The 11,427-nt window shown below is 45.3% G+C and carries 12 protein-coding genes; 8 read left to right on the top strand and 4 right to left on the bottom strand.

Features of this window, described 5'->3' with window-relative positions:
- Positions 1-116: 116 nt before the first annotated feature.
- Positions 117-1,106 (bottom strand): DMT family transporter, encoded by a 990-nt coding sequence (locus WG943_RS10495; RefSeq protein WP_340408789.1) that lies wholly within the window; start codon positions 1,104-1,106, stop codon positions 117-119.
- Between the two features lie 176 nt (positions 1,107-1,282).
- Positions 1,283-2,275 carry a tRNA dihydrouridine synthase DusB gene (dusB, locus tag WG943_RS10490; protein WP_340408788.1) on the bottom strand — a complete coding sequence of 331 codons (993 nt, stop codon included), beginning with the start codon at positions 2,273-2,275 and terminating at the stop codon, positions 1,283-1,285.
- A gap of 217 nt (positions 2,276-2,492) precedes the next feature.
- Between dusB and WG943_RS10485 the strand changes: the two genes are divergently transcribed.
- The 4 genes from WG943_RS10485 to WG943_RS10470 all read left to right on the top strand — a co-directional run bounded on the left by WG943_RS10485 (position 2,493) and on the right by WG943_RS10470 (position 6,530).
- Positions 2,493-3,470, top strand: a complete 978-nt coding sequence (locus WG943_RS10485) for a CPBP family intramembrane glutamic endopeptidase (RefSeq protein WP_340408786.1) — start codon at positions 2,493-2,495, stop codon at positions 3,468-3,470.
- 57 nt (positions 3,471-3,527) lie between these two features.
- Complete coding sequence (locus WG943_RS10480; RefSeq protein WP_340408784.1) at positions 3,528-4,355, top strand: phosphatidate cytidylyltransferase; 828 nt, start codon at positions 3,528-3,530, stop codon at positions 4,353-4,355.
- Between the two features lie 93 nt (positions 4,356-4,448).
- On the top strand, positions 4,449-5,723 hold the full coding sequence (locus WG943_RS10475; RefSeq protein ID WP_340409042.1) for a Glu/Leu/Phe/Val family dehydrogenase: 1,275 nt from the start codon (positions 4,449-4,451) through the stop codon (positions 5,721-5,723).
- Positions 5,724-5,846: 123 nt separating this feature from the next.
- On the top strand, positions 5,847-6,530 hold the full coding sequence (locus WG943_RS10470; RefSeq protein ID WP_340408782.1) for a phosphatidylserine decarboxylase family protein: 684 nt from the start codon (positions 5,847-5,849) through the stop codon (positions 6,528-6,530).
- 265 nt (positions 6,531-6,795) lie between these two features.
- On the opposite strand, the gene WG943_RS10465 is transcribed toward WG943_RS10470, so the two are convergent.
- Together WG943_RS10465 and ribD are read right to left on the bottom strand one after the other, a co-directional pair.
- Complete coding sequence (locus tag WG943_RS10465) at positions 6,796-7,278, bottom strand: GAF domain-containing protein (protein WP_340408781.1); 483 nt, start codon at positions 7,276-7,278, stop codon at positions 6,796-6,798.
- Positions 7,279-7,347: 69 nt separating this feature from the next.
- Complete coding sequence (gene ribD / locus WG943_RS10460; protein ID WP_340408780.1) at positions 7,348-8,376, bottom strand: bifunctional diaminohydroxyphosphoribosylaminopyrimidine deaminase/5-amino-6-(5-phosphoribosylamino)uracil reductase RibD; 1,029 nt, start codon at positions 8,374-8,376, stop codon at positions 7,348-7,350.
- 181 nt (positions 8,377-8,557) lie between these two features.
- Between ribD and prmC the strand changes: the two genes are divergently transcribed.
- The 4 genes from prmC to WG943_RS10440 all read left to right on the top strand — a co-directional run.
- On the top strand, positions 8,558-9,412 hold the full coding sequence (gene prmC / locus WG943_RS10455; RefSeq protein ID WP_340408779.1) for a peptide chain release factor N(5)-glutamine methyltransferase: 855 nt from the start codon (positions 8,558-8,560) through the stop codon (positions 9,410-9,412).
- Between the two features lie 125 nt (positions 9,413-9,537).
- Positions 9,538-10,125 carry an acyltransferase gene (locus tag WG943_RS10450; protein WP_340408778.1) on the top strand — a complete coding sequence of 196 codons (588 nt, stop codon included), beginning with the start codon at positions 9,538-9,540 and terminating at the stop codon, positions 10,123-10,125.
- Positions 10,126-10,144: 19 nt separating this feature from the next.
- Positions 10,145-11,182, top strand: a complete 1,038-nt coding sequence (galE, locus tag WG943_RS10445) for a UDP-glucose 4-epimerase GalE (protein WP_340408777.1) — start codon at positions 10,145-10,147, stop codon at positions 11,180-11,182.
- A 2-nt stretch (positions 11,183-11,184) separates the two neighbouring features.
- Positions 11,185-11,427, top strand: a 243-nt coding sequence (locus WG943_RS10440) for a GDP-mannose 4,6-dehydratase (protein ID WP_340408776.1), incomplete at its 3' end; no start/stop codon positions are given.

Below are 11,427 nucleotides of genomic sequence, written 5' to 3'. Positions count from 1 at the left end.
TATAATAAACTACCTATTTATTAATATTCGTGGTCGGCTCTTTAAAACTGATGTGGTTAATAAATTTACAATAATCTAATTACGTCAGATGTTATTGCAATCTAATAGATGCTAACTTACTTGGCTCTATTTACAATAAATACCCCCACAAGTATAACCACCATGCCCAGGTAGTGCCACAGGTGAATGGTTTCTCCATCAAAAACACCCCACATAAGTGCCACTACCGGTATTAGATAGGTAGTAGAGCTGGCAAACAGGGTTGTGGAAATATGGATAAGCTTGTTGAAAAGAACCAGTGCAATGGCAGTGCTGAATACAGCAAGTATGGCAATATACATGAGTGCCTCCCATGCTCCCGGCACATGCTGCAGCTTATATAAAAAATCAGTAGTAAAAAGGTAAACCGATGCTACAGGACCAACGGTGAGCAAAGCTAAGCTGGAGATAGCAAGAGCTTTCATGCCTTGCAGGCGGTGCTTGATAATGTTGGCGCTTGTGCCGTAGAAGATAGTCGCCAGCACAATGTATAAACCATAGTACATGTTGTCTAATTCAGCGTTGCCGTTTCCGGTAAAGATAAGGATGGCTGTGCCTGCAATACCGATAATGATGCCAAGCATACGCATCCAGGTAATAGATTGGCTAAAAAACATAGCACCTACAAGCAAGGTGAAAAGCGCCGTAAGAGAATTGAGTACACCAGCCAGGCCGCTGGCCAGGCGCGTTTCGGCAATGGCAAAAAGAAAAGCAGGAAAAAAATTGCCGAGAAGGCCGCTGCCTAATAGGAACTTCCATCGGCTTGGTTCCACTTTGCGCAGGTTTTTTATAGCAAACGGCAGCAGCGCAGCGCAGGCAATTACCATGCGCAGGGCACCTAGCTCATCAGATGAGAAAACCACTAATCCCTTTTTGATAAGTATAAACGAGGTGCCCCAAATAAGGGCAAGTATAACCACTAATACCCAGGCTACTGGCGGAGTAGAGGTTTCTTGAACTGCGGTAGTTGTTGCTGTTTTGATAGCTAGAGAAATAAGGAGTAAAAGTTTATCTGCAAAAGTAAGGGTTAATCTTTGTTTAATATATGATTTGCTGAACCATGGCAATTAACATAGTTGGATTTGGCTAAGGTTCTGTACACTTATACTTTTCAAGGGCAAGTACATAAGACTACTCCATAATCTCAACCCGTTTCTTGCGAATACTCCTTCTACAAAAAGGAACATCCCCTGCCGGTAGAGCAGGGGATGTTATGGAATAAGTTATTAAATTCGTCTAGGCTTTACTGCACTTCCTCATAAGCCATGGTAGCGACAATTTCATTCAGTGTGTCATAGATTTCCTGGATATCTTCGGATTGTACCAGCTTCATGCGCAGCGGCTTAAAGTGCGGCAAGCCTCTAAAGTAGTTAGTATAATGACGTCGCATCTCAAAAATACCAAGCTTTTCGCCTTTCCACTCCAGCGAGTGGGTAAAGTGCTGGCGGCATACTTCTACGCGTTCCTCTAACGTTGGGCCAGGCAAAACCTCACCGGTTTTCATGTAATGCTTTATCTCGTTAAAAATCCAAGGATATCCGATACTAGCACGGCCGATCATAATGCCGTCTATGCCATACCTGTTGCGGTACTCCAGGGCTTTCTGTGGAGAATCAATGTCACCGTTTCCGAAGATCGGGATCTTCATGCGTGGGTTGTTCTTAACCTCACCGATTAATGTCCAGTCGGCTTCGCCTTTATACATTTGCACGCGTGTGCGGCCGTGTATACTTAGCGCCTGTATGCCAATATCCTGGAGCCTCTCGGCAGTTTCTACGATATACTTGGTGTTCTCGTCCCAGCCCAAACGGGTTTTAACAGTAACCGGAAGGTTAGTAGCCTTCACAATCTCCTCCGTCATCTTTACCATCTTAGGCACATCGCGCAGCAAAGCGGCGCCGGCACCTTTACAGGCTACATTCTTTACGGGGCAGCCATAATTAATATCAATTAGGTCTGGCCCGGCCTGAGACGAAACAATGGCCGCTTCGCGCATTGAGTCGATGTCGGAACCGAATATTTGTATGCCAATAGGTCGTTCGTAATCGAAGATATCAAGCTTCTGCACACTTTTGGCGGCATCACGTATTAAGCCTTCCGAAGAAATAAACTCCGTATACATTAAATCTGCGCCATTAGCCTTGCACACCTTCCGGAACGGCGGATCGCTCACGTCCTCCATTGGTGCCAGCAACAGCGGAAACTCACCCAGTTCTATGTTCGCTATCTTTACCAAAGTAAAATCTAATTTTTCACGTAAATTTACGTCAGAGTATTTTTAAATCCTGTTTTTGGATGCGGAAAGTATGGCATCAGTTTTTGCTAAGGTCTGTTTTTGCAGTTTAAAGCTAGCATTATGAGCTAAAAAACAACCTAAGGCAGCTTACTGGCACATTTTTTCGTAGCCTAAAAACAAAATATAATTGTACTCTTTAACAAACCTAAACTTTAGTATGAAAGGTTTCATCTCCAAAGATACACACCCGATTTGGGTGCTTTTACTGCTCTTGGGCTTTATGACGGCTGGTATGTTTATCGCTTATTTCGTGTTCAGTTTACTTGTAACCTGGGTCTTTGGGATATCTATACTTGAATTCACTACCGTTGCCGAAAATCCGGCCAGCAACCCACAAGGTGCTAACATGATGCTGCTAATGCAAGGTGTGTTACAGTTTTTCTCCTTTGTAGTGGCACCTTTGTTTTTAATACGATCTTTTGGTTATAACCTCGATACTTACCTTAACTGGAAAGTAAGGCCATCTGCTTTGCTGCTGCTGCTTAGCGGAATACTGATAGTGGTGCTGATGCCGGCTAACTCTTTAGTAATAGACTGGAACGCCAAGCTGGAACTGCCGGAATTTATGCAAAACTTTGCTGAGTGGGCAAGGGCCAAAGAAAACGAAATGGCAGAGCTCACAAAGTTGATTGCCGACTTTAGCTCCGTGCCTAAGCTGCTGGTTGGTATTGTTGTGGTAGCCATTATACCTGCCATAGGCGAGGAATTAGTATTTAGAGGTATACTGCAACGCCAGCTGCACCGTTGGTTCGACAACATGCATGTTGCTATCTGGCTAGCAGCCATTGTTTTCTCAACCATACACATGCAGTTCTTTGGTTTTGTGCCGCGCATGGTATTAGGTGCTATGTTTGGGTACCTGTATTTTTGGTCGGGCCGTATTAGTGTTCCTATAATTGCGCACTTTGTAAATAACGGCTTTACTGTATTTTTGCTATACTTGCAGCAAACAGGAAAAATAAACTTTGATGTAGAAAGCACAGAGGCAATGCCTTGGATATGGGTAATCATTTCGTTGCTGTTAACAGCAGGGGTTTTATACTATCTGTACCAGCAGTTTTCGCCGCTGCCAGTGCGCCAGGCAAGTATAGCCGAGGCAGAGTCGGGCATACGGCCAAAGGAAGAAGAACTTTAACGGCTGCGGCTAATTTTAAATTGCAATAAAGGCCACAGGCCAACCTAACCTCCTTACATGAGCAACAAATTATCTACACTTAGTAACCTAAGCCAAAGAATTATTGTGGGTGTGCTGGGTGCAGCCGTATTTATAGGAAGTATACTTATTGGCGAATGGACATATTTTCTGTTGTTCCTGGGGTTAACATTGTTGGGTATCGCTGAGTTTTACAGGCTGGTGCAGGTGCAGAGTATTATGCCCCACCGGGGAGCAGGCTTGGTGTTGGGGGCAGTGTTTTATACTTCGATGTTTCTTGTGGAGAAGGAGCTGATGGAGCCTGAACTGCTGTTCCTGTCTGTGCCGCTGGTGTTTTCGGTTTTTATACTAGAGATGTACCGAAAGCACCCTCACCCTTTTACCAATATTGCCTTTAATTTAATGGGGGCCGCTTATATTGCCGGCCCATTCGGGTTGCTACACACACTTGCCTTTATAGAGGGGGACTACAGTTGGCAACCTATACTTGGCCTCATGCTGCTGATCTGGGCATCTGATACAGGAGCTTATATCGCCGGAAAGAACTTTGGTAAAAATAAACTCTTTGAGCGCATTTCGCCGGGCAAAACCTGGGAGGGTTGGATAGGAGGTACTTTGCTTGCTATCGTAGTAGGCTACGTGCTGGCACTCTTCTTTACAGACTTACAAACCTACCAATGGATAGGAGTTGCCATAATAGTGGCAGTATTCGGTGTTTTAGGAGATCTCACAGAGTCGTTGTTAAAACGAAGTTTAGGCGTAAAAGACTCCGGAACACTTCTTCCTGGCCACGGCGGAATATTAGACCGCTTCGATAGCTTGCTGATGGCTATCCCGTTCGTGGTGGCCTTCCTTAAAATCTTCTAAAATATTTTTCGTTTATCTGCTTGAGGTTGTAAGTATAATTCTCAACTTTACTGCCATAAAATCATTAATCAACGCTAAAATTTATAGTAGATGATGTTATATAAAGAGCCTGCACCGATAAAGGACAGAGAAAATCCTTTCGAATCGATGATGTCGCGATTTAATATTGCGGCTGAAGTATTGGGGCTTGACGAGGAAACGTACAATGTTCTGAAATCTCCGGCGCGCCAGGTGATCGTTAACGTACCTGTTACAATGGACGACGGCAAAGTGCGTGTGTTTGAGGGATACCGTGTAGTGCACTCTACTATTTTGGGTCCGTCTAAAGGTGGTATTCGCTATGCTCCAGACGTTTTCCTGGATGAAGTAAAGGCCCTGGCTGCCTGGATGACCTGGAAGTGTGCTGTAGTGGATATTCCTTACGGTGGTGCAAAAGGTGGTATCATCTGCGATCCGTATTCTATGTCTGCCGGTGAGATAGAGCGTTTAACAAGAGCTTATACTTCTTCTCTGGTAGATATCTTTGGTCCTGACCGTGATATTCCTGCCCCAGATATGGGTACTGGGCCACGTGAAATGGCTTGGTTGATGGACGAGTACTCTAAAACTAAAGGCTCTACAGAGCACGGAGTGGTAACCGGTAAACCGCTTGTATTGGGTGGTTCGCTTGGCCGTGTAGAGGCAACTGGCCGTGGTGTAATGGTGTCGGCAATGGCTGCCATGGATAAACTAGGCATGGACCCTACTAAGTCTACAGCTGCCGTACAGGGCTTCGGAAACGTAGGTTCGTGGGCTGCAAAACTGATGGCTGAGCGCGGTGTGAAGATACTAGGTGTAAGTGACGTAAGCGGTGCTTACTGGAACGACAACGGTATCGATATCGAAGAGGCTATTGAGTATAAGAACAACAACAATGGTCGTTTAGAAGGATACAAAGGCGCTGAGCAGATAGATCCGGATGATTTGTTGACTTCTAAAGTTGATGTATTAGTACCAGCTGCTGTAGAGGATGTAATCACAATCCATAACGTTGAAAAGATTCAGGCTAGGCTAATTGTGGAGGGTGCTAACGGACCAACTTCTTACAAAGCTGATAAGATTATTAACGAGAAAGGCATTATGGTTGTGCCAGATATTCTGGCAAACTCAGGTGGTGTAACGGTGTCATACTTTGAGTGGGTGCAAAACCGCATGGGCTTTAAATGGACACTGGATCGCGTAAATGAGCGTGCAGAGCGTATCATGAACGAGTCTTTCGAGCGTGTGTATGCTGCCTCTCAGAAGTACAATGTACCAATGCGAATTGCAGCTTATATTGTGGCTATCGATAAAGTTGCCATGACATATAAGTATCGCGGAGGCTTCTAAGAGAAGTTTTTTAGTAGAAAATTCAAAAGTTTATATAATTTTGAAGCAGGATAATAGCCCATCCACTAAACAGGATGGGCTATTATAAGTTATATAAAGTACCTGCGGATAACTGAAACTCGAATGAAAATTCACAAAGAAGGACGAAGAATTCTATTTTTTACTTTGTTGATCCTGGTAGTGCTAAACCTTTTGCTCTACAATTTCAACGCGAACAACAATACTTTTAACAGAATTTTCACAGGTGTTTCCGTAGTACTTTTTCTGCTCGTCCTGCAGTTCTTCCGTAGTCCTTATCGCACGTTGCTTTTGCACGATGACCTAATTATTGCCCCGGCCGATGGTAAAGTGGTCGTAATTGAAGAGGTAGAGGAGCCGGAGTATTTCAAAGACAAGCGCAAGCAGATCTCTATCTTTATGTCGCCGATTAACGTGCACATTACACGTAACCCGGTATCTGGCATTGTAAAGTATTTTAAATATCACCCGGGCAACTACTTTGTGGCCTGGCACCCAAAATCAAGCACGCAGAACGAGCGTACAACAGTGGTGGTAGAGTCTACTGCTGGTCCTGAGGTATTGTTCCGACAGATTGCCGGAGCAATGGCACGCCGTATTGTATGGTATGTAAACGAAGGAGACGAAGTAAGCCAGGGCGAGGAGTTCGGCTTTATTAAATTCGGTTCTCGTGTAGATATTTTTGTACCATTGGATACAGAGATTAAAGCCGAGCTAGGCCAGAAAACAAAAGGCGGACAAACTGTAATTGCTCAGCTTAAAACACCTCCGCCAACGTTGTTCGGGTAAGGTTCTGGACATAGGACATAAAATCATAAAAATGCCGCTGCAATTTATACTTGCAGCGGCATTTTTATTTATAGGCCCAGTGCGCGCAGCTCCTGCGAGCGTCTGGCAAGGATGCTTGTGCTTCATAGGGTAAGACACTCGCAGGTCATAAAGACGCCGCGAGGTTTGCTAATATCCGTTAAATGCTACCATACTTAGCTACAAGTTATACTGCCGCTAAACTTACAGCATCAAATCCTTTGTCAAGCCGTCCTTTGTCAAAAAACTAATACCAGCTTGCTACCAACTGCATCAGTTGCTCCAGGTACTTCTGGTCAACTTCATCAAAGTCGTTTAGTTTATCGCTGTCCACGTCTAGCACCAGTTTTACCTCACCATCTTTAATCACTGGCACCACAATCTCTGATTTAGAGTCGCTGCTGCAGGCAATATGGCCCGGAAAGGCTTCTACATCGGGTACAAGTATAGTTTGCTGCTGCGTGTAGCTGGCACCGCAAACACCTTTATGATAAGGTATGCGTGTACAGGCAATCGGCCCCTGGAACGGCCCCAGTACCAACTGACCTTCTTTGTTAAAGTATACGCCTACCCAAAAAAAGCCGAAGCCTTGCTTTAAGGCTGCAACTAAGTTAGAGATGTTAGCAATAAGATCTGTTTCGCCAGTTACTAGTGCCTCTATCTGCGGAAGCAATGTTTTGTATTTCTCCTCTTTGCTGAGGCTTTTATCTACTATAAGTGATTCGGCCATGAGTTAATTTTGAATGAGTGATTGACTGAATAAATTTAATTTGTTGGTGCTTTTTGAAACAACGAATGACTATGAATTCCGGTAGTGCAACAGCTGGTCGGGACCTAAGGTTTGAGTGGTGTACAGGTGTGCATCTATGAGAGGGGCTTTTATGCCTTCTTCCAGAATTTTGTGCCTGCTCTTAAATACTATAGCTTCGTCCCACAAATTTGCCTGTAGCAGGCTGTCCAGCAGGAAGGTGCCTCCCTCTACCATTACCGAAAGTATACTTCGCTGGTGCAGGTCTTGCATAATCTGGTGTAGTAAAGGCTTTTGCTCCTGTAGCTGCACAAAGTATAAGTTCTCCTGTTCCTCCTGTTTTATAAGGTTATACACCACCGTTGGTTGGGTCCTGTCGAAGAGGTGCAGGTGCTGAGGTAGCTGCAGTTGCTTATCTATTACAATGCGTAGCGGGTTTTGGCCGCTCCAGAGGCGGGTGTTAAGGCGTGGGTTATCGTGCAGCGCGGTATGCTTGCCCACTATAATAGCCTGCTCTTCAGAACGCCACTTATGCACGAGGCGCTGTGCCAACTTCCCGCTTATTTGCTCCTGTTTGTAGTCTGCTCCGGCTATAAAACCATCAGCAGTCTCAGCCCATTTCAAAAGTATAAATGGCTGCTTTTGGCTATGGAAAGTAAAAAAACGTTTATTCAACTCTAGCCCTTGTTGCTCCAGCACACCAACTTTAACCTGCGCCCCAGCATCAAATAACTTCTTAATGCCACGCCCGGCCACCAGCGGGTTTGGGTCGGTGTTGCAGATAACTACGTTCTTTACTCCATGGCTTATAAGCAGATCGGCGCACGGTGGAGTTTTGCCAAAGTGTGAGCATGGCTCCAGTGTTACGTACACTGTACTTTGGGGCAGTATACTTTTATCGTCCACGGCAGCTACGGCGTTTACTTCGGCATGCGGTCCGCCATACTTCTGGTGCCAACCCTCCCCAATAATCTGTCCTTTGTGCACAATAACGCACCCCACCATAGGATTAGGGCTGGTGTAGCCGCTACCCAACTTGGCTAGTTCCAGGGCACGTTGCATGTATAGTTCATCGGACATGGCTTAAGTTTGGGAGTTAAAGATTTAGAGAGTTTGGGAGCTAGAGAATTAAAGAGTTAACGTATAAGGTAATCCCTGTTACACACCAACACGTAATTCTTAGTTTAGAATTCATCATTCATAATTCCCAAAAACCTACTTTTGCAAAGATACCTAAATCTGAAACAAAGCAAGTATAACCGTGGCAACCATACAGCAAACTCAGCAGCATATCAGGCAAAGTATACAGGAGGCTTACCCAGAGCCGGAGGCCGGTGCCATAGCGCAGCGGCTGCTGCAGCATGTGCTACAGAAGTCGAGGTTAGAGCTTAGCCTGAAGCAGCAGGAAGAGGTGGAGCCAGCACAAGAGGAAAGTATAAACGAAGCCATAAAACGCCTGCAAGAGCACGAGCCGATACAGTATGTGTTACAAGAGGCGCATTTCTACGGGCTGGACCTTTATGTAGACAAGCGCGTGCTGATACCTAGGCCGGAAACCGAAGAGCTGGTTGACCTAATTGTGAAGGAGCATCAGGGGCAGCGTGAACTACAGATACTAGACGTTTGCACCGGAAGCGGTTGTATTCCTATTGCGTTGGCTACTAATCTAAATACGGAAAAAGTATACGGTTTAGAGGTATCAGACGGAGCCCTTGAAGTAGCAGAGATTAACGCTGCAAAGTATAACTTGTCTATTAGGTGGCTACATCAGGATGTGTTTGAGCCGCTGCAAAGTGTAGCGCCTGCCTCTTTAGATATCATTACCAGTAATCCACCTTATGTGCTTGAACTGGAGAAAGAACAGATGCGCGAGAATGTACTGGAGTATGAGCCGCACCTGGCGCTGTTTGTGCTGAATACTGATCCGCTTAAATACTACAAGCGTATTGCCGCACTTGCCCACAATTTACTGAAAGAAGGTAGGGGATTATACTTCGAGATTAACGAACGCTATGGGCAGGAAGTGAAGCAGCTGGTACTAGATAATGGCTTTAGCAGGGCTGAGGTAGTGCAGGACCTGTATGGCAAAGACCGCATAGTAAAAGCATTAAAGTAGTATAAGGCTATACCAGCTAAGATAAATTATATACAAGCTAATTATTCTATAAACTCTTATCTTTGTCGTTGTTAGCTCAGGTGCTCTACATTTTGAGACTCACACATTAATACATTAAAGTAGAGATGGATTACTTTGCGCATGAAACTGCAGTGATAGATGAGGGCGCTCATATTGGCAGCAACTCCAAGATATGGCATTTTAGTCACATTATGACGGGCAGCCGGATTGGGAATAACTGCAACATTGGCCAAAATGTAGTCGTGTCGCCGGAGGTGGTGCTGGGCAATAACGTGAAGGTACAGAATAATGTGTCTGTATATACCGGCGTTATTTGCGAGGACGATGTTTTCCTGGGGCCTTCGATGGTATTTACCAATGTACTAAACCCGCGCAGCTTCGTGAGCCGAAAAAGTGAGTTCAGGCAGACGCTGGTACGAAAAGGTGCAAGTATAGGAGCTAACGCTACGGTGGTATGTGGCACGGAGATAGGGCAATATGCTATAGTGGGTGCAGGAACTGTGGTTACGAAAAATGTATCTGCCTTTGCACTGGTTTATGGTGTGCCGGGGGTGCAGCATGGCTGGGTGAGCCGCTATGGGCATAAACTAGAGTTTAACAAACAAAATGAAGCTATGTGCCCTGAAACCGGCGAAGTATACCAACTGCAGGAAGGGGAGTGTATTTTAATATCAGAAACGATAAATTTATAACAGAACAAACTTTAAAATTTTGGCAAAGGAAAAGATACTTGTAACAGGCGGAGCGGGCTACATTGGCTCACATACTGTTGTGGAATTAGTGGAGGCCGGTTACGAACCAATTATTGTAGATAACTTCTCTAACTCAGAGGAGAGTGCTTTAGATGGCATACAGGCTATACTTGGCCGCGACATAAAATGCCACAGAATTGACTGCAACGATGCAAACGCGCTGCGTGGTGTATTTGAGCAGGAGCAAGACATTAAAGGTGTTATCCATTTCGCTGCTTACAAAGCCGTTGGCGAGTCGGTGGCAGAGCCCCTTAAGTATTACCAGAACAATGTAGGCTCTCTGGTTACGCTGCTGCAGGTAATGGAAGAGCAGCAAATATACAACCTGGTGTTCTCTTCATCGTGCACGGTGTACGGTATTCCGGATAAACTGCCGGTTACAGAGCAAACGCCTGTGCAAAAAGCTAACTCGCCGTATGGCAATACTAAAAAGATGTGCGAGGAGATTTTAACGGACCTGGCAATAAGTGTCAGCAACGTTAAAAGTATAGCCCTGCGTTACTTCAACCCAATTGGGGCGCACCCTTCAGCTAGAATTGGCGAGTTACCGCTTGGTGTTCCGAACAACCTGGTGCCGTTTATTACACAAACAGCAGCTGGTATCAGAGAGCAGCTCACTATCTTCGGCGACGACTACGATACACAGGACGGTACGTGCATCAGAGACTACATACATGTAGTAGATTTGGCCAAAGCACACGTAACAGCTGTGGAAAGATTACTTCAGAACAAGGCCGAAAGTATAGAATTCTACAACGTAGGTACCGGTACTGGCAACACAGTACTAGAGGCAGTAAAAGCATTCGAGAAAGCAAGCGGCGAAAAGCTAAATTATAAAATAGGTCCGCGTCGTGTAGGCGATGTGCCAAAGATCTACGCCGATGTAACCAAAGCCACAGAGGTATTAGGCTTTAAAACTACCAGTACACTTGAGCAAGCCATGAAAAGCGCCTGGGACTGGCAATTGTCCCTACAAAAAGAATCAGCTAAAGTATAAGCATGAAGATATTGATTACCGGAGGGGCCGGCTTCATCGGCTCGCACGTGGTGCGCCTGTTCGTCACCAGGTACCCGAACTACCAGATCTACAACCTCGACAAGCTGACCTACGCCGGCAACCTGGCTAACCTGGCAGACATTGAGGAGAAAGAGAACTACACCTTCCTGAAGGGCGACATTGTGGACGCTGCCTTTGTAGAGGATATCTTCTCAGCGTATAAGTTTGATGCAGTGATTCACCTA

Source organism: Pontibacter sp. H249 (assembly GCF_037892465.1).
Lineage (GTDB): Bacteria > Bacteroidota > Bacteroidia > Cytophagales > Hymenobacteraceae > Pontibacter.
Note: the sequence above shows the minus strand (reverse complement) of the source record. Positions and strands in the feature narration are given on the sequence as shown.